This window comes from Enterobacter sp. 186315, assembly GCF_053290175.1.
Genome location: NZ_JBPTTK010000006.1, coordinates 215,090 through 234,192, shown reverse-complemented (window position 1 = coordinate 234,192; position 19,103 = coordinate 215,090). Strand labels below are relative to the sequence as shown.

14 protein-coding genes are annotated in these 19,103 nt (G+C 56.2%); 9 read left to right on the top strand and 5 right to left on the bottom strand.

Annotated elements, in window-relative coordinates; all coding sequences use genetic code 11:
* Positions 1–7 precede the first annotated feature (7 nt).
* Positions 8–1,915, bottom strand: coding sequence for an ABC transporter ATP-binding protein (locus tag ACSVHP_RS09670; RefSeq protein WP_447551777.1), 1,908 nt, complete (start codon positions 1,913–1,915; stop codon positions 8–10).
* A 12-nt stretch (positions 1,916–1,927) separates the two neighbouring features.
* A complete protein-coding gene (rlmKL, locus tag ACSVHP_RS09665; protein ID WP_447551776.1) occupies positions 1,928–4,036 on the bottom strand; it encodes a bifunctional 23S rRNA (guanine(2069)-N(7))-methyltransferase RlmK/23S rRNA (guanine(2445)-N(2))-methyltransferase RlmL in 2,109 nt (702 codons plus the stop codon).
* 98 nt (positions 4,037–4,134) lie between these two features.
* Here rlmKL and ACSVHP_RS09660 point away from each other — a divergent pair, with 98 nt between their 5' ends.
* Positions 4,135–5,244 carry a YcbX family protein gene (locus tag ACSVHP_RS09660; protein WP_447551775.1) on the top strand — a complete coding sequence of 370 codons (1,110 nt, stop codon included), beginning with the start codon at positions 4,135–4,137 and terminating at the stop codon, positions 5,242–5,244.
* On the opposite strand, the gene zapC is transcribed toward ACSVHP_RS09660, so the two are convergent.
* Both zapC and pyrD read right to left on the bottom strand, forming a co-directional pair.
* The gene (gene zapC, locus ACSVHP_RS09655; protein ID WP_447551774.1) at positions 5,241–5,783 is read right to left on the bottom strand and encodes a cell division protein ZapC; all 543 of its coding nucleotides are present in this window, start codon (positions 5,781–5,783) and stop codon (positions 5,241–5,243) included. The genes ACSVHP_RS09660 and zapC overlap by 4 nt on opposite strands.
* Before the next feature lie 167 nt (positions 5,784–5,950).
* Entirely contained in the window at positions 5,951–6,961 is a 1,011-nt protein-coding gene (gene pyrD / locus ACSVHP_RS09650) for a quinone-dependent dihydroorotate dehydrogenase (protein ID WP_234673953.1), read from the bottom strand.
* 248 nt (positions 6,962–7,209) lie between these two features.
* Between pyrD and ssuE the strand changes: the two genes are divergently transcribed.
* Genes ssuE through ssuB form a run of 5 tightly spaced genes read left to right on the top strand, consistent with a single transcriptional unit; the run spans position 7,210 to position 11,450 of the window.
* Positions 7,210–7,785 carry an NADPH-dependent FMN reductase gene (ssuE, locus tag ACSVHP_RS09645; protein WP_417314766.1) on the top strand — a complete coding sequence of 192 codons (576 nt, stop codon included), beginning with the start codon at positions 7,210–7,212 and terminating at the stop codon, positions 7,783–7,785.
* Positions 7,778–8,740, top strand: coding sequence for a sulfonate ABC transporter substrate-binding protein (locus ACSVHP_RS09640; RefSeq protein ID WP_234673955.1), 963 nt, complete (start codon positions 7,778–7,780; stop codon positions 8,738–8,740). The genes ssuE and ACSVHP_RS09640 overlap by 8 nt, the downstream gene beginning before the upstream one ends.
* The gene (gene ssuD / locus ACSVHP_RS09635) at positions 8,737–9,882 is read left to right on the top strand and encodes an FMNH2-dependent alkanesulfonate monooxygenase (protein WP_417314767.1); all 1,146 of its coding nucleotides are present in this window, start codon (positions 8,737–8,739) and stop codon (positions 9,880–9,882) included. Before ACSVHP_RS09640 ends, ssuD begins: the two co-directional genes overlap by 4 nt.
* A gap of 9 nt (positions 9,883–9,891) precedes the next feature.
* The gene (gene ssuC, locus ACSVHP_RS09630; protein ID WP_447551773.1) at positions 9,892–10,683 is read left to right on the top strand and encodes an aliphatic sulfonate ABC transporter permease SsuC; all 792 of its coding nucleotides are present in this window, start codon (positions 9,892–9,894) and stop codon (positions 10,681–10,683) included.
* Entirely contained in the window at positions 10,680–11,450 is a 771-nt protein-coding gene (ssuB, locus tag ACSVHP_RS09625; protein WP_234673958.1) for an aliphatic sulfonates ABC transporter ATP-binding protein, read from the top strand. Before ssuC ends, ssuB begins: the two co-directional genes overlap by 4 nt.
* An 83-nt stretch (positions 11,451–11,533) precedes the next feature.
* Here ssuB and pepN read toward each other — a convergent pair whose 3' ends face one another.
* On the bottom strand, positions 11,534–14,146 hold the full coding sequence (pepN, locus tag ACSVHP_RS09620; protein WP_417314772.1) for an aminopeptidase N: 2,613 nt from the start codon (positions 14,144–14,146) through the stop codon (positions 11,534–11,536).
* 254 nt (positions 14,147–14,400) lie between these two features.
* Between pepN and pncB the strand changes: the two genes are divergently transcribed.
* The 3 genes from pncB to ACSVHP_RS09605 all read left to right on the top strand — a co-directional run bounded on the left by pncB (position 14,401) and on the right by ACSVHP_RS09605 (position 18,948).
* The gene (gene pncB, locus ACSVHP_RS09615; protein ID WP_234673960.1) at positions 14,401–15,603 is read left to right on the top strand and encodes a nicotinate phosphoribosyltransferase; all 1,203 of its coding nucleotides are present in this window, start codon (positions 14,401–14,403) and stop codon (positions 15,601–15,603) included.
* A 165-nt stretch (positions 15,604–15,768) separates the two neighbouring features.
* Positions 15,769–17,169, top strand: a complete 1,401-nt coding sequence (asnS, locus tag ACSVHP_RS09610) for an asparagine--tRNA ligase (protein ID WP_218307980.1) — start codon at positions 15,769–15,771, stop codon at positions 17,167–17,169.
* Between the two features lie 606 nt (positions 17,170–17,775).
* Entirely contained in the window at positions 17,776–18,948 is a 1,173-nt protein-coding gene (locus ACSVHP_RS09605; protein WP_279642136.1) for a porin, read from the top strand.
* Positions 18,949–19,103: the final 155 nt, after the last annotated feature.

Here is a 19,103-nt window from a genome sequence, read left to right as displayed (position 1 = left end):
TCCCTGTTTATGCGCCGTTTTTCAGAGACTCAAGGTACTCCCAGCGCTCAAAAGCTTCTTCCAGTGCCTTCTCGGCCTGGGAGAGGTCAGCCAATACTTTCTGAGTATAGTCGTGCGGTTGCGTAAAGAATGATGCATCGGCGACCTGAACCTGGAGTGCTTCAAGCGAGGCTTCAAGCTCTTCGAGGCGCTGGGGTAGCGCTTCCAGTTCGCGTTGCAGGTTATAGCTCATTTTAGCAGGGGATTTTTTAACTGTTTCTGCTTTTGCGACAACAGTTTCCGGTACTATTTTGGACTTCGCCTGTTTTTGCATCAGCGACTGAGACTGCTGGCCGCGAGCGTCGTGATAACCGCCGACATAACGACCAATTCGCCCTTCGCCTTCAAAAATCCAGCACTCGGTGACCGTGTTATCCACGAACTGACGATCGTGGCTCACGAGCATTACCGTCCCCTGGTAGCCATCAATTAACTCTTCAAGCAATTCGAGCGTTTCGACATCCAGATCGTTCGTCGGTTCATCGAGGATCAGCAGGTTGCTTGGTTTTAAGAATAATCGAGCGAGCAGCAGACGGTTACGCTCACCGCCGGACAGGGCGCGCACCGGCGTCATCGCGCGTTTAGGGTGGAACAGGAAGTCCTGCAAATAGCCTAAAACATGGCGCGGCTTGCCGTTAACCATTACCTCTTGTTTACCTTCGGCGAGGTTATCCATCACCGTTCTGTCCGGATCCAGCTCCGCGCGGTGCTGGTCGAAGTAAGCCACTTCCAGCTTGGTACCGCAGTGGATACGCCCGCTGTCGGCCTGCAATTGTCCCAGCATCAGCTTAAGCAGCGTGGTTTTACCGCAGCCGTTCGGGCCGATAAGGGCAATTTTGTCACCGCGCTGAACCTGAGCGGAGAAATCATTCACCAGCACTTTGCCATCAACCTGATAGTTGACGTTTTCCATCTCAAAGACAATTTTGCCGGAGCGGGAGGCCTCTTCGACCTGCATTTTCGCGCTGCCCATCACTTCACGGCGCTCGCTGCGTTCACGACGCATCGCTTTCAGCGCGCGCACGCGCCCTTCGTTACGGGTACGACGCGCCTTAATGCCCTGACGGATCCACACCTCTTCCTGCGCCAGCTTGCGATCGAACTCGGCGTTTTGCAGCTCTTCCACGCGCAGGTTTTCTTCTTTTTCCAGCAGATAGGTGTCGTAATCGCCCGGATAGGTGACCAGCTTGCCGCGATCGAGATCGACAATGCGCGTCGCCATATTGCGGATAAACGAACGGTCGTGGGAGATGAAGATAATGGTCCCGCCGAAGGTTTTCAGGAACCCTTCCAGCCAGTCGATGGCTTCGATATCCAGGTGGTTCGTCGGTTCGTCCAGCAGCAGCACTTTCGGGCCGCTGACCAGCGCACGGCCCAGCGCCGCTTTACGCAGCCAGCCGCCGGACAGGGAAGCCAGTTCCGTATCCGCATCAAGGCCGAGCTGGTCGAGCACCTCGGTGATGCGGTTTTCCAGCTGCCACAGGCCGTGGTGATCCAGCAGCTCCTGAAGACGCGCCATCTCATTGAGGTTTTTATCGCTCGGGTCGGTCATCACCAGATGCGAGATCTCGTGGTAGCTCTTCAGGTATTCCGCCTGTTCAGAAATACCCTCGGCGACAAAGTCATACACCGTCCCCGCGACGTTGCGCGGCGGATCCTGTTGCAGACGGGAGACAATCAGATCCTGCTCGTACACGATACGCCCGTCATCCAGGCCCTGCTCGCGGTTAAGGATCTTCATCAGCGTCGATTTGCCCGCGCCGTTACGGCCTACCAGACAGACGCGCTCGTTATCTTCGATGTGCAGTTCAGCGTTATCGAGAAGCGGTGAGTCGCTGAACGACAGCCAGGCACCGTGCATACTAATTAATGACATTTATTTTTCCTTTCAGACCGCGGTGATCAACCAGCAGTTATGGATTTGGCGGTTACGGGCGAAGTCCTGGGACAGCGTTTTTTGGCTGATTTCTTGTGCTTTCAGGCCCAGGGCTGCTAAACCGTCATGATCCATGCGGAAGCCGCGTTTATTGTTCGAGAACATAATGGTGCCGCCTTTACGCAGCAGGCGTTTCAGGTCGGTCATCAGGCGCAGGTGATCGCGTTGAACGTCAAAGCTATCTTCCATACGCTTGGAGTTGGAGAAGGTCGGTGGATCGATAAAGATCAGGTCGAACTGCTCGTTGGTATCGCGCAGCCAGCCGAGCACGTCGGCCTGCATCAGGCGATGCTGACGTCCGGTTAAGCCGTTCAGACGCAGGTTGCGCTCCGCCCACTCCAGATAGGTGCGGGACATATCCACCGTGGTGGTGCTGCGCGCGCCGCCCAGCCCGGCGTGAACGCTGGCGCTGCCGGTGTAGGAGAAGAGGTTAAGGAAATCTTTGCCTTTGCTCATCTGGCCCAGCATGCGGCGGGCAATGCGGTGATCGAGGAACAGGCCGGTATCCAGATAATCGGTCAGGTTGACCCACAGGCGCGCGTTGTATTCGCCCACTTCAATGAAGTCGCCCTTCTCGCTCATCTTCTGATACTGGTTTTTGCCCTTCTGACGCTCGCGGGTTTTCAGCACCAGCTTGTTCGGCGAAATGCCCAGCACGCCGATGGTGGCGGCAATCACGTCCAGCATTCGCTGGCGCGCTTTCTGCGCATCCACGGTTTTCGGTGGCGCATATTCCTGAACCACGACCCAGTCGGCGTAGCGGTCAACCGCCACGTTATATTCCGGCAGGTCGGCGTCGTACAGGCGATAGCATTCGATGCCTTCCTGCTTCGCCCATTTTTCAAATTTCTTCAGGTTTTTACGCAGACGGTTGGCGTAATCTTCCGCCACGCCTGACGGCTTGCTGTCGGCTGATTTCTCCGCCAGATGGTAGTTTTTCTGCACGCAGTCCAGCGGGCCGTTCTTCGCCTTAAACTGACGGTCGGCGCGCAGTTGCAGGCAGCTCAGCAGCTCCGGTGAGGCGCTAAAGAGCGACAGATTCCAGCCGCCGAAATAATCTTTCATATTGCGACCGAGCAGGCTGTGCAGAGCAATCAGCGCCGGTTCGCTGTCCAGACGTTCGCCGTAAGGCGGGTTGCTGATAACCGTACCGTAAGGGCCTTTCGGCAGTGGGTTAGTCAGGTTCGCCACGTCTTTCACTTCGAAGGTGATCAGCTCGCCGATACCGGCGCGACGGGCGTTGCTGCGGGCGCGTTCGATGACGCGCGGGTCGCTGTCTGAACCGTAGAAGTGGGACGTGTACTCTGCCAGGCCTTTGCGCGCGCGGGTCTGGGCTTCGGCTTTCACCTCTTTCCAGATGGCGTCGTCGTGCTGCGCCCAACCGCTAAAGCCCCACTGCCCGCGATGCAGGCCAGGCGCGCGATCGGTCGCCAGCATAGCCGCTTCAATCAGGAGCGTACCGGAACCACACATCGGATCGAGCATTGGCGTGCCCGGCTGCCAGCCGGAGCGCATCACGATGGCCGCCGCCAGGTTTTCTTTGATAGGCGCCATCCCGGTACGATCGCGGTAGCCGCGCAGGTGAAGACCCGCGCCGCTCAGATCCAGAGAGATGCTGGCGGTGTCGCCGTTCAGCCAGACGTTGATACGCAGATCCGGGTTTTCGCGATCGACGTTCGGACGTTCCTTATTTTTACGCGTGAAGCAGTCAACGATGGCGTCTTTTACGCGCAGCGCACCGTACTGGCTGTTGCGGATCTCATCGTTGACGCCGTTGAAGTGAACGGCGAAGGTGGCGTCCGGCGTGAAGATCTCTGTCCAGTCGATCATCTGTACGCCGGTGTAGAGATCAAGATCGCTGTAGACCTTGCACTCTTTCATCGGCAGCATGATGCGCGACGCCAGACGGCTCCACATCAGGCTCTGGTAAATAAGCCGCGTGTCGCCCTCAAAATGGACACCACCCTGAACCACCTGGCACTCTTGCGCGCCCAGGGCTTCCAGTTCAGTTTTTAACAGCTCTTCCAGCCCACGGGCCGTACTGGCAAACAGAGAATTCATATCATCACTTTTACACTTAGAAAATTGTCGCGCATTATAGCTAATATGGCGTGTATGTCATAAAGTTGAAGGCTTATTTTCAAAAGAGGGACTGTGCAGTGGCGACCTTATCCAGGCTTTTTATTCATCCGGTGAAATCCATGCGCGGCATTGGCGTTTCTCACGCGCTGGCCGACATGAGCGGATTTGCCTTCGATCGTATATTTATGATCACCGAGCCTGACGGTACGTTTATTACAGCACGCCAGTTCCCGCAAATGGTTCGCTTTACCCCTTCCCCTCTGCATGACGGCTTGCACCTGACCGCGCCGGATGGGTCGAGCGCGGTCGTTCGCTTCAGTGATTTTGCGCCTGTGGATGCGCCAACGGAAGTGTGGGGCAACCATTTTACCGCGCGGGTCGCACCTGACGACATCAACCGCTGGCTGAGCCCGTTCTTTTCCCGCGACGTTCAGCTGCGCTGGGTCGGGCCTGAGCTGACGCGCCGCGTGAAGCGCCACGACGCGGTACCGCTCTCCTTCGCCGACGGTTTCCCTTTCCTGCTGACCAACGAAGCCTCGCTGCGTGATTTACAACAGCGCTGCAAGGCCAGCGTACAGATGGAGCAGTTCCGCCCTAACCTGGTGGTCACCGGCACAGAGGCCTGGGATGAAGATACCTGGAAAGTGATCCGCATCGGCAGCGTGATTTTTGACGTGGTGAAGCCGTGCAGCCGCTGCATCTTTACCACCGTCAGCCCGGAGAAAGGCCAGAAGCACCCGTCCGGCGAGCCGCTGAAAACCCTGCAATCATTTCGCACCGCGCAGGACAACGGCGACGTGGACTTTGGTCAGAACCTGATCCCGCGCTCCAGCGGCGTGATCCGCGTGGGCGACGAGGTTGAAATCCTCGCGCGCGGTCCGGCAAAAGCCTACGGCTCAGGTCAGGAAGAGGAGTTTGTCGACGTCGAGATGGAGACCACTTCAGTGGTCGATATTCACTGGCAGGGTCAGGTGATTCGCGGCAACAATCAGCAGGTGTTACTTGAGCAGCTGGAACAGGCGGGAATTCGCGTCCCCTACTCCTGTCGTGCGGGTATCTGCGGATGCTGTCGAATCAAGCTGGTTGAAGGGGAAGTGAGCGCGCTGAAGAAATCAGCCATCGGCAATGACGGAACCATTTTATGCTGTAGCTGCATTCCGAAAACATCGGTGCAGCTGGACGTTTAAACCGCCTGCTCCAAGCTGAAGGCGTCAACGCGCAGTTGCGGTTTCAGCCTGTCGTTCATCACTTTGATGGCATCCCCTAGCTGCATCATCCGCCCGGCAATCGTCACGCCGGGCTGCGCCAGCAAGCAGAGCGCCGCATTCTCGCCCGGCTCAACCACCAGCAGGTTCACCTCTTCGGCGGTATCGCTGAGGTTTACGCTGGCTGCGTCACCGATAGCCGGTGTCCAGCTCATGCCGTGCGCCTGAAAGTGCCAGCTTTTTGGCATTTGCGGTTTCAGGAAACGAATAGCCACCAGCGCATTAAGCACCAGTTCTGCACGCTGTTCTTTAGAGAGGTCGAGATCGCGACATTTCTCTTCAAATGAGAAATAAAGGGCAGCGTCATCAACGCAAAAACCGGAAGGGGCGAAAGCATCTGGGGTTAGCATTCGGCGAGCAAAACGAGAGCGAAACAACATACCATTGGCTAAATCGAGCATCATGCGGTCATGCTCATCGCAAAAATACCAGCGCCAGTTATCGTCAGGTTTAATTCGCATTTCTCTCTCCCGTCCCCCAAACATCCTGTTCTAAAAATGTCCTGATTGCCGCTTCGCTTTTAACACCAATAATAAAAGACCATAATGTCTAAATAAGCAACAATGACGGAATATAAAACAACCAGGGCTGGAAATAAAGCCCTGGTTGTCTGATAACACCTAAAAGATTAGATATGCGTAACGATTTCTTTAATCAACGGCGGGCCTTTAAAAATAAAGCCGGAATAAATTTGCACCAGCGTTGCGCCTGCGGCGACCTTCTCACGCGCAGCAATGACGGAGTCGATACCACCGACGCCAATAATAGGCAGGCGGCCTTTTAATTCGGCAGACAACGCGCGAATAATTTCGGTGCTTTTTAATTGTACCGGACGACCGCTTAAGCCCCCCGCTTCGTCACAATTTTTCATTCCCTGAACGAGAGAACGATCGAGCGTGGTATTGGTGGCAATAACACCATCAATATTATGGCGAACTAAACTGTCGGCCACCTGGATCAATTCTTCGACAGAAAGATCGGGCGCGATCTTCACCGCCACCGGAACATATTTATGGTGGATCGCCTGAAGCGCATTTTGCTTATTTTTAATCGCGCTAAGCAGATCGTCCAGCGCTTCACCATATTGCAAAGAGCGCAGGCCCGGGGTATTGGGAGAGGAAATATTCACCGCGATATACCCGGCATAGGCATAGACTTTTTCCATACAAATCAGATAGTCATCTTTACCCTGCTCGACCGGCGTGTCTTTATTCTTGCCGATATTAATGCCTAAAACCCCGTCAAAATGGGCTTTTTTTACATTCTCAACCAGGTTATCAACGCCGTGGTTATTAAAGCCCATGCGGTTGATCAAACCTTCAGCCTCGACCAGACGGAACAGGCGCGGTTTGTCATTTCCCGGCTGCGGACGCGGCGTAACCGTGCCGATTTCGATGGAGCCAAACCCCATCGCGCCCAGGGCATCAATACACTCGCCGTTTTTGTCCAGCCCGGCCGCCAGACCCAGCGGATTCTTGAAGGTCAGGCCCATGCACTGCACGGGTTTTTCTGGAACATTCTGGCGCACCAGAGCTTCCAGTGGCGTGCCGGTAAGGCGACGTAACTGCTGGAATGTCAATTCATGAGCGCGCTCTGGATCGAGCTGGAAAAGGGCTTTACGAACGAAGGGGTAGTACATGAACTCTCCTGGATTCCCGGTGTGCAAACCGGGAGGGGATTATCTTCGATCCCGTCCGGAAAGGGAATTGACCTGTGGCAAAAAAGCCGCTTAAAACGCAATCGTTTTCCTTTCAGGCGACTTCTTATGCAGTTTATGGCTTTTAAATTGCGGATAAATCATTTAGTGGAATAACCGCCCGGTGTCACACTCCAGAAAATTGTTATGAATGTTAGATAAAAGCAAACAATTGGTTATAAGGAGAAAACATGCGCGTCATTACTCTGGCCGGAAGTCCACGTTTCCCTTCCCGTTCCAGCGCGTTACTGGAATATGCTCGCGACAAGCTGAACTCAATCGGCGTTGAAGTGTGCCACTGGAACCTGCACAACTTTGAGCCGGAAGATCTGCTGTATGCCCGTTTCGACAGCCCGGCGCTTAAGGCCCTGACGGAACAGCTTAAAGAGGCAGACGGATTAATCGTGGCGACCCCTGTTTATAAAGCCTCGTTTTCTGGCGCATTAAAAACCTTACTCGACCTGCTGCCGGAACGCGCGCTGGACGGAAAAGTGGTGCTACCCCTGGCGACGGGCGGCACGGTTGCCCATCTGTTAGCGGTCGATTACGCCCTCAAGCCGGTGCTGAATGCCTTAAAAGCGCAGGAGATCCTGCACGGCGTCTTCGCCGATGACTCCCAGGTTATCGACTATCAGCACAAGCCGCACTTTACGCCGAACCTGCAAACCCGCCTCGACGGCGCCCTGGAAACCTTCTGGCAGGCGCTGCACCGCCGCGACGTTCAGGTGCCCGCCTTCAGCCAACCGCAAGGAGTTGCCCATGTTTAAAACCTTAGCCCGCGTGGGGCTGGCCGGGCTGGTCGCCCTCTCTTCCCTGGCGTACGCGGCAGACCCTGCACCGGACAGCCTGCGGATTGGCTACCAGAAAGGCAGCGTCAGCATGGTGCTGGCCAAAAGCCATCAGCTTTTAGAAAAACGTTACCCGGACACCAAATTCTCCTGGGTTGAGTTCCCGGCCGGGCCGCAGATGCTGGAGGCGCTTAACGTCGGCAGTATCGATCTCGGCAGTACCGGGGACATCCCGCCGATATTTGCCCAGGCCGCGGGCGCGGATCTGGTGTATGTCGGCGTAGAGCCCGCTAAGCCAAAAGCGGAAGTGATCCTGGTGCCTGAAAACAGCGCCATCAAGAGCGTCGCTGAGCTCAAAGGCAAAAAGGTTGCGTTCCAGAAAGGTTCCAGCTCCCATAACCTGCTGCTGCGCGCCTTACAGGAGGCAGGGCTGAAATTTACCGACATCCAGCCCGTCTACCTGACGCCCGCAGACGCACGCGCTGCCTTCCAGCAGGGTAACGTGGATGCATGGGCCATCTGGGATCCGTACTACTCCGCCGCGCTTCTCCAGGGCGGCGTGCGGGTGCTGAAAGATGGCTCCACCCTGAAGCAGACCGGCTCGTTCTATCTCGCCGCGCGTCCGTACGCCGAGAAAAACGGCGCCTTTATTCAGGGCGTGCTTGATACCTTTACCCAGGCCGATGCGCTGACGCAGAGCAAGCGCAGCGAGAGCATCGCCCTGCTGGCGAAAACGATGGGGCTGCCTGAGCCGGTCATTGCCAGCTATCTCGACCACCGTCCACCGACCACCATTACCCCGGTGGATGCGCACGTCGCTGCGCTCCAGCAACAAACCGCTGACCTCTTCTATCAGAACCGCCTGGTTCCAAAACAGGTGAACATCCGCGAACGCATCTGGCAACCCACTGGCATTGAAGGAAAGAAATCATGAGTCTGAATCTATTCTGGTTTTTACCCACCCACGGTGATGGTCACTATCTTGGCACAGAAGAAGGCTCCCGCCCGGTTGACCACGGCTACCTTCAGCAGATTGCGCAGGCCGCCGACCGCATCGGCTTTACCGGCGTGCTGATCCCTACTGGACGTTCCTGCGAAGACGCCTGGCTGGTCGCGGCCTCCATGATCCCGGTGACCCAGCGCCTGAAGTTCCTCGTCGCGCTGCGTCCAAGCGTGGTCTCCCCGACCGTTGCGGCGCGTCAGGCCGCCACGCTCGACAGATTGTCGAACGGGCGTGCGCTGTTCAACCTGGTGACCGGCAGCGATCCGCAGGAGCTGGCTGGCGATGGCGTGTTTCTGGATCATACGGAACGTTATGAAGCCTCGGCGGAATTTACCCGCGTCTGGCGACGCCTGCTGGAGGGGGAAACCGTCACCTTCGAAGGCAAGCATATTCACGTACGCGACGCGAAACTCTACTTCCCGCCGGTGCAGCAGCCGCGCCCGCCCCTCTATTTTGGCGGCTCTTCCGACGTGGCGCAGGATCTGGCGGCGGAGCAGGTTGATCTCTACCTGACCTGGGGCGAGCCGCCGGAGCTGGTAAAAGAGAAAATTGCCCAGGTGCGCGCGAAAGCGGCGGCGCAGGGCCGCACGGTACGATTCGGTATTCGCCTGCACGTCATCGTGCGCGAGACCAACGCCGAGGCGTGGCAGGCCGCCGACCGCCTGATCTCACATCTGGACGACGAGACCATCGCCAAAGCGCAGGCGGCCTTCGCCAAAACCGACTCCGTCGGCCAGCACCGCATGGCATCGCTACACAACGGAAAACGCGAGCAGCTGGAGATCAGCCCGAACCTGTGGGCAGGCGTGGGGCTGGTGCGAGGCGGCGCAGGCACGGCGCTGGTCGGAGATGGACCAACCGTGGCGGCACGCATTAATGAATATGCCGATCTCGGGATCGACAGCTTTATCCTCTCCGGTTACCCGCATCTGGAAGAGGCCTACAAGGTGGGCGAGCTGTTATTCCCGCACCTCGACGTCGCCATCCCGGAGATCCCGCAGCCTCGCCCGCTACAGTTGCAGGGTGAAGCGGTCGCCAACGAATTTATTCCGCGAAAAGCGGCGCAAAGCTAAGGAGCCGATATGTCTGCCACCTCCCAAAAATGGCTGCTGCGTGCCGCCCCCTGGTTTGTGCCCGTCGGCATTGTGGTTATCTGGCAGCTTGCGTCGTCAACCGGCTGGCTGTCGAGCCGCATTCTGCCCTCTCCGGAGGGCGTCGTTGAGGCGTTCTGGTCGCTGAGCGTCAGCGGTGAGCTGTGGCAGCATCTGGCGATTAGCTCCTGGCGGGCGGTGATTGGCTTCTCGATTGGCGGCAGCATTGGTCTGGTGCTGGGATTAATCAGCGGCCTGTCCCGCTGGGGCGAGCGGCTGCTGGACACCTCGATTCAGATGCTGCGCAACGTGCCGCATCTGGCGCTGATCCCGCTGGTCATTTTGTGGTTTGGCATTGATGAGAGCGCCAAAATCTTTCTCGTCGCGCTGGGGACGCTGTTCCCGATTTATATCAACACCTGGCACGGGATCCGCAATATCGATCGCGGGCTGGTGGAGATGGCGCGCAGCTACGGGTTATCCGGTTTCGCGCTGTTCATCCACGTGATCCTCCCGGGCGCCCTGCCCTCGATTATGGTCGGCGTGCGTTTCGCCCTCGGCCTGATGTGGCTGACGCTGATTGTGGCAGAAACCATTTCCGCCAACTCCGGGATTGGCTATCTGGCAATGAACGCGCGTGAATTCCTGCAAACCGACGTGGTGGTGGTTGCCATCATTCTTTATGCCCTGCTCGGCAAACTCGCCGACGTCAGCGCCCAGTGGCTCGAACGCATCTGGCTGCGCTGGAACCCGGCCTATTCACATCAGGAGGCAAAAGCATGAATACCGCCCGACTGAATCAGGGGACGCCGCTGCTGCTGAACGGCGTCACCAAACGCTACGGCGAAAACACCATTCTGAACGCATTGGATCTGCACATTCCCGCCGGGCAGTTTGTCGCCGTGGTCGGACGCAGCGGCGGCGGCAAGAGTACGCTGCTGCGGCTGCTGGCCGGGCTGGAAGCCCCTAACGGCGGGGAAATTCTGGCAGGCAATACGCCGCTTGCCGATATTCAGGACGATACCCGCATGATGTTCCAGGACGCGCGCCTGCTGCCGTGGAAAACGGTGATTGAGAACGTCGGGCTGGGCCTGAAGGGAAACTGGAAAGAGAGCGCAAAGCGGGCCCTGGCTGCCGTCGGGCTGGAAACTCGCGCGGGCGAGTGGCCTGCGGCGCTGTCCGGCGGGCAAAAGCAGCGCGTGGCGCTGGCGCGTGCCTTGATCCATCGCCCCGGTCTGCTGCTGCTCGATGAACCGCTGGGCGCGCTGGATGCGCTGACGCGGATCGAGATGCAGGATTTGATTGAATCGCTCTGGCAGGAGCACGGCTTTACGGTTCTGCTGGTCACGCATGACGTGAGCGAAGCGGTGGCGATGGCGGACCGGGTGCTATTAATAGAAGACGGAAAAATTGGACTGGATTTGACGGTGGATATTCCTCGCCCTCGCCGGCTGGGCTCGGTCAGGCTGGCGGAGCTGGAGGCGGAAGTGCTGGAGCGGGTGATGAAGCGCGGTGCGGGTGAGCGGACGCTGAAGACGGCGAATGCCTGATGCCCTCACCCCGGCCCTCTCCCACAGGGAGAGGGAGAAAACACTAAAAACGGCAACCGAAGTTGCCGTTTTGCTTTTACCTATTACGCCAAAGCCTTAGAAATCTTCTCGTACAGATCCCCGGACAGATTCTCCAGACCTTTCAGCTGCTCAAGCGCGGCACGCATCTTCGCCTGGCGCTCGGCATCGTAGCGTTTCAGGCGGATCAGCGGCTCAATCAGACGCGACGCCACCTGCGGGTTACGGCTGTTCAGCTCGGTCAGCATTTCAACCATAAACTGATAACCGCTGCCGTCTTCCGCATGGAACGCGGCCGGGTTGCTGCTGGCAAAGGCGCCAATCAGCGAACGCACGCGGTTCGGGTTGCTCATGGTGAACGAACGGTGTTTGAGCAGACCGCGCACGGTGCTGACCACATTTTCAGACGGGCTGGTGGCTTGCAGAATGAACCATTTGTCCATCACCAGACCATCCTGATGCCACTTGTCGTCGTACTCCTGCATCAGCGCATCGCGGCACGGCAGTTCGGCGGCAACGCTTGCGGCCAGGGCAGCCAGCGCATCGGTCATGTTGTCGGCGTCGTGATACTGTCTGCTGACCAGCGTGTTCGCCAGCTCAACGTCACCAAACGCCAGATAGCGCAGGCAGGTGTTGCGCAGGGAACGCTTGCCGATATCCGCGTGTTCAACGCGATATTCGTCCAGTTTGTTGGCGTTGTAAATCGCGAGGAACTCGTCCGCGAGCTCGGTCGCCAGCGTGCGGGTCAGCGCTTCACGCACCGCCACAATAGCAATCGGATCGATGATCTCAAACAGCTCGGCAATTTCCGTCGCTGACGGTAAGGTCAGGATTTCGGCTGCCAGCGCCGGGTCGATATGCTCGTCCAGCAGCACCGCGCGGAACGCGTCCGCGACGTGAACAGGCAGCGACAGCGGCTGGCCCTGCTGATGGCGGTTCACGTTGAGCTTGATGTAGGTAGCAAGCAGGCTCTGAGCCGCATCCCAGCGGGAGAAGTCGTTACGCGCGTGACGCATCAGGAAGGTCAGCTGCTGATCGCTCCACTTATATTCCAGCTTCACCGGCGCAGAAAACTCGCACAGCAGCGCCGGAACCGGCTGGAAGTAGACGTTATCAAAGATAAAGGTCTGCTCCGGCTGGGTTACGTTCAGAACGGAATGAACCGGATGGCCGCCCTTTTGCAGCGGGATGACTTTCCCTTCGTTGTCGTACAGTTCAATGCTGAACGGAATGTGCAGCGGGTGCTTCTCTTCCTGCTCGGCGGTTGGCGGCGTGCGCTGGCTGATGGTCAGCGTGTACTGCTCGGTTTCCGGGTTGTAGTCGTCTTTAACGGACACAATCGGCGTCCCGGCCTGGCTGTACCAGCGGCGGAAGTGCGAGAGGTCAACGTTAGAAGCATCTTCCATCGCCTGCACAAAGTCGTCGCAGGTGGCGGCGCTGCCGTCGTGACGCTCAAAGTACAGCTGCATCCCTTTCTGGAAATTCTCTTCGCCCAGCAGGGTGTGGATCATACGGATGATTTCAGAACCCTTCTCATACACCGTCAGGGTGTAGAAGTTGTTCATCTCAATCACCTTGTCCGGGCGGATCGGGTGCGCCATCGGGCTGGCGTCTTCCGCGAACTGCAACCCGCGCATGGTGCGCACGTTATTGATGCGGTTAACCGCGCGTGAACCCAGATCGGAGCTGAACTCCTGATCGCGGAACACGGTGAGCCCCTCTTTCAGGCTCAGCTGGAACCAGTCGCGGCAGGTGACGCGGTTGCCGGTCCAGTTGTGGAAGTACTCGTGACCAATGACGCGTTCGATATCGAGATAATCTTTATCGGTGGCGGTGTCGGTACGCGCCAGCACGTATTTGGAGTTAAAGATATTTAGCCCTTTGTTCTCCATCGCGCCCATGTTGAAGAAGTCGACGGCAACGATCATATAGATGTCGAGATCGTATTCGAGGCCAAAGCGCTCCTCGTCCCACTTCATTGAGTTGATCAGCGAGGTCATTGCCCACGGCGCGCGGTCAAGATTGCCACGGTCCACGAACAGCTCCAGCGCCACGTCGCGGCCAGAGCGGGTTTTGAAGGTGTCACGCAGGACGTCGAAGTCCCCCGCCACCAGCGCAAACAGGTAGCACGGTTTCGGGAACGGATCCTGCCACTGTACCCAGTGACGGCCGTTGTCCAGCTCGCCTTCCGCAATGCGGTTACCGTTGGAGAGCAGGAACGGATAGAGCGTTTTGTCGGCGATGATTTTGGTGGTGAAGCGCGCCAGCACGTCCGGGCGATCCAGATACCAGGTGATGTGGCGGAAGCCTTCGGCTTCACACTGGGTGCAGAGCGCCACGCCAGACTGGTAAAGCCCTTCCAGCGCCGTGTTCGACGCCGGGCTAATTTCGTTTACGATGCGCAGCGTAAAGCGTTCCGGCAGGTTGTCGATGACCAGCTGGTTGCCTTCTTCTTTATAGTCCGTCCAGGCTTCTTCATTTATATGCAGGGAGACCAGGGTCAGGTCTTCACCGTCAAGACGCAGCGGAACAGCCGAGGCGCTTTGGCGCGTTACCTGGCTCACCGCCGTCACAACGGTTTTAGTGGCATCCAGGTCAAAAGTCAGATCGATATCGCTAATCAGGTAATCCGGCGCACGGTAGTCGTGGCGGTATTTGGCTTGTGGCTGTTGTGTCATAGAAAACCTTATGCATCGTTTGTCGTGTAACGTTTCAATATATTCCTGTTGTGTAAAACGCGCTATGCAGAATGTTCATCTTTTCAGGTGTAAATCCCTTTTTCGCTACATTTATATAACAAGGGGCACGAAATGCGCTCGACCATAAATGCGGCTTATGTTGTGATCGGGGTTCAATAAATCACTAAACAAGGTATACTCCGGAGTTGTTTATTGTACTAAACGCTCCTGTGAGAGGATGCTACTGCGCACCTATGACTCAATTCGCTGCCCCTGTTCTGCATACGTTGCTGGATACCGATGCGTATAAACTGCATATGCAGCAAGCCGTTTTCCACCATTATTATGACGTCCACGTTGCGGCGGAGTTTCGCTGCCGGGGCGACGACTTGCTGGGTATCTACGCAGACTCTATTCGCGAACAGGTCGATGCTATGCAGCATCTGACGCTGTCGGAAGACGAATACCAGTGGCTTTCAGGCCTCCCCTTTTTCAAAGCCGACTACCTTAACTGGCTGCGCGACTTCCGCTATAACCCGCAGCAGGTCACCGTCACCAACGATAACGGTAAGCTCAATATCCGTCTTGAAGGGCCGTGGCGTGAAGTGATCATGTGGGAAGTGCCTTTACTGGCGGTGATCAGCGAGCTCGCCCACCGCTACCGCTCGCCAGAGGTGGGCGTGACGGAGGCCGTGGCAACGCTGGAAAACAAACTCATTGAGTTCGCCGCGCTGACCGACGATCTGGATATGTCCCGCTTCCGCCTGATGGACTTCGGCACGCGCCGTCGTTTCTCACGCGAGGTGCAGCAGGCCATCGTCATGCGCTTGCAGCAGGAGCCGTGGTTTGTGGGCACGAGCAATTACGACCTGGCGCGCCGCCTCGATCTTACCCCGATGGGCACCCAGGCGCACGAGTGGTTCCAGGCGCATCAGCAGATCAGCCCTGACCTCGCCAACAGCCAGCGCGCCGCGTTGGCCGCATGGCTGGATGAATACCCGGACCAGCTGGGTATCGCCCTGACCGACTGTATCACCATGGACGCCTTCCTGCGCGACTTTGGCCCTGAGTTTGCCGGGCGCTACCAGGGGCTACGCCACGACTCCGGGGATCCGGTTGAATGGGGCGAAAAAGCCATTGCCCACTACGAAAAACTGGGTATCGACCCGATGAGCAAGGTGCTGGTCTTCTCTGATAATCTCGATTTGCCGAAAGCGGTCGACCTGTATCGTCATTTCTCGTCTCGAGTGAACCTGAGCTTCGGTATCGGCACCCGCCTGAGCTGCGATCTTCCCCAGGTAAAACCTCTGAACATCGTCATAAAGCTGGTGGAATGTAACGGTAAGCCGGTGGCAAAACTCTCCGACAGCCCGGGCAAAACCATCTGCCACGACAAAGCCTTTGTTCGTGCCTTGCGCAAAGCCTTCGATCTGCCTCAGGTCAAAAAAGCCAGTTAACCGCTTCTGGGAGCCTTCAGGCTCCCTTCTTCTTATTTATTTCTGATTTCTTCTCTTTTGACTGCGAAATCTGCTTGTCTGATGGCGGATGCCAGGTAACATAGATATCCCCCCTATGAGGGCGGACAAGGTTATATTATTCCGTCAATTAACAGAGAGATTATTATGAGCGTTGTGCCTGTAGCCGACGTACTCCAGGGCCGCGTCGCCGTTGACCAAGAAGTCACCGTGCGCGGATGGGTGCGTACTCGCCGAGATTCTAAAGCTGGCATCTCCTTCCTCGCCGTCTATGACGGTTCCTGCTTTGATCCTGTACAGGCCGTCATCAATAATTCTCTGCCCAATTACAATGATGACGTCCTGCACCTGACGACAGGCTGCTCCGTGATCGTCACCGGTGTGGTCGTTGCTTCTCCGGGCCAGGGCCAGAGCTTTGAAATTCAGGCTTCAGCGATTGAAGTGACCGGCTGGGTTGAAGATCCTGATACCTACCCGATGGCGGCAAAACGCCACAGCATCGAGTACCTGCGTGAAGTGGCTCACCTGCGCCCGCGCACCAACCTGATCGGTGCAGTTGCCCGCGTGCGTCACACCCTGGCGCAGGCGCTGCATCGCTTCTTCGATGAGCAGGGTTACTTCTGGGTATCGACGCCGCTGATCACCGCGTCCGACACCGAAGGCGCTGGCGAGATGTTCCGCGTTTCCACGCTGGATATGGAAAACCTGCCGCGCACGCCGGAAGGCAAAGTAGATTACGACAAAGACTTCTTTGGTAAAGAGGCCTTCCTGACGGTTTCCGGCCAGCTCAACGGCGAAACCTACGCCTGTGCGCTGTCTAAAATCTACACCTTCGGCCCAACCTTCCGCGCGGAAAACTCCAACACCAGCCGCCACCTGGCGGAATTCTGGATGCTGGAGCCGGAAGTGGCCTTCGCCGATCTGAACGATGTGGCGGGTCTGGCAGAAGCGATGCTGAAATACGTCTTCAAAGCGGTACTTGAAGAACGCGCTGACGACATGAAGTTCTTCGCCGAGCGCGTGGATAACGATGCGATTGCCCGTCTGGAACGCTTCGTGTCCGCCGACTTCGCGCAGGTTGACTATACCGATGCGGTCGCCATCCTCGAAAAATGCGGTGAGAAGTTCGAGAACCCGGTTTACTGGGGCGTGGATCTCTCCTCCGAGCATGAACGTTATCTGGCAGAGAAACACTTCAAAGCACCGGTTGTGGTGAAAAACTACCCGAAAGACATTAAGGCCTTCTATATGCGCCTTAACGAAGACGGTAAAACCGTTGCCGCGATGGACGTTCTGGCACCGGGCATTGGTGAAATCATCGGTGGCTCTCAGCGTGAAGAGCGTCTGGACGTGCTGGACGCCCGTATGGAAGAGATGGGTCTGAACCCGGCAGATTACAGCTGGTATCGTGACTTGCGTCGTTACGGCACCGTACCACACTCCGGCTTTGGTCTGGGCTTTGAGCGTCTGATCGCCTACGTGACCGGCGTTCAGAACGTTCGCGACGTGATCCCATTCCCACGTACCCCGCGTAACGCAAGCTTCTAATTCCGCGGTATTTAAAATGGCCAGCAATTGCTGGCCATTATTTTATTCTGCTCTGTCAGTTTTCGTCAGCGAAAAGTAAGCATCTTTAAAGCTCAACCCCGTCAAAACCCCTGGTTGTTACCTTTTGTTTCCCAGAAACATCTACGAACAAAAAATAAACCGCATTCTTATTGCGCTTAATACCTTTCTTACGCTTTAGCACAATTTTCAGACGATTAATGGCCTTCTGGAAGGCTATTTTTATTCATAAGAAAAAATGAGCCGTTTAACTTCTGTTTATATGAAATCCCTTTATCCAAAATAAATATAAGCAATTCATATATATAGGATTGAGTCAGGCTGATATTTCGCCAGGTCGTTCTGAAATTTGAGGTGCTTCACAAAGTTCCTGATTTTACACATTCTCTTACACATTATTTCTTTTTGTTACTCAATCTTGAGAATTGTAGCATTTTCAGGCTAGCGAAACGGTTCTATGAATGGAAAGATGCCTGTCAGACACATAAAGACACCAAACTCTCATCAATAGTTCCGGAAATATTTATTGACAGAATTTATTGACGGCAGTGGCGAGTGTCATAAAAAAACCAATGAGGGTAATAAATAATGATGAAGCGCAATATTCTGGCAGTGGTTATCCCTGCTCTGCTGGTAGCTGGTGCAGCAAACGCTGCTGAAATCTACAACAAAAACGCTAACAAGCTGGACTTCTACGGTAAAGCAGTTGGTGAGCACATCTGGACCACCAACGGTGACACCAGCAACGAAGACACCACCTATGCCCGTATCGGCTTCAAAGGTGAAACCCAGATCAATGACCAGATCACTGGTTACGGTCAGTGGGAATACAACATGGATGCGTCCAACGCGGAAGGTTCTCAGGGTACTAAGACCCGTCTGGCATTTGCTGGTCTGAACTTCGGCGATGCAGGTTCTCTGGACTACGGTCGTAACTACGGTGCTATCTACGACGCAGCGGCTTACACCGATATGCTGGTTGAGTGGGGCGGCGACTCATGGGTTGCAACTGACAACTTCATGAACGGTCGTGCTTCCGGCCTGCTGACCTACCGTAACAAAAACTTCTTCGGCCTGGTTGATGGCCTGAGCTTTGCTCTGCAATATCAGGGCAAAAACGAGCGCAGCAACGTGATTTCCCCAACTTACACCGACGATGGCCAGCTGATCAGCATCGGTCGTGGCGGTAACGGCGCGAAAGGTAACGGCGACGGCTTCAGCTCCTCTGTTCAGTACGAACTGGGTGAAGGCTTCGCGCTGGCAGCGGGTTATGAAACTGCTGACCGTACCAACGAGCAGGTTGCCGCTGGCACCTCTGCTGACTGGGCAAGCGCAGGCGGCGATCGTGCAGAAGCATGGTCTACCGCAGCTAAATACGATGCGAACAACATCTATGCAGCGGTTCAGTACGCTGAAACCACTAACATGACCCGTGAAGCTGACAACAACTTCGCAAACAAAACTCAGAACATCGAAGCGGTTGTTCAGTACCAGTTCGACTTCGGTCTGCGTCCATCCGTGGGCTACGTGCAGTCTAAAGGTAAGGACCTGAAAGGTCGTACTGCTAACGGCTCTACCTTCGGCGGCGGCGATGCTGACCTGGTGAAATACATCGAAGTGGGTACCTGGTACTACTTCAACAAGAACATGAACGTGTACGCTGCGTACAAATTCAACCTGCTGGACGACAACTCCTACTCTGAAGCCGCTGGTCTGGCGACTGACGATCAGGCAGCGGTTGGTATCGTTTACCAGTTCTAATCAGTACACCACTTTGTTATATGCTTGAGAAACAGGGCTTCGGCCCTGTTTTTTTATGCCCGACAGAAAATAATGGCGACTTTTGAAAAGCAGCACGCTTTTCGTCGCAAACGGTTGGCATTTTGTAAATCTACCGTTAACCTGATAGCGGATTT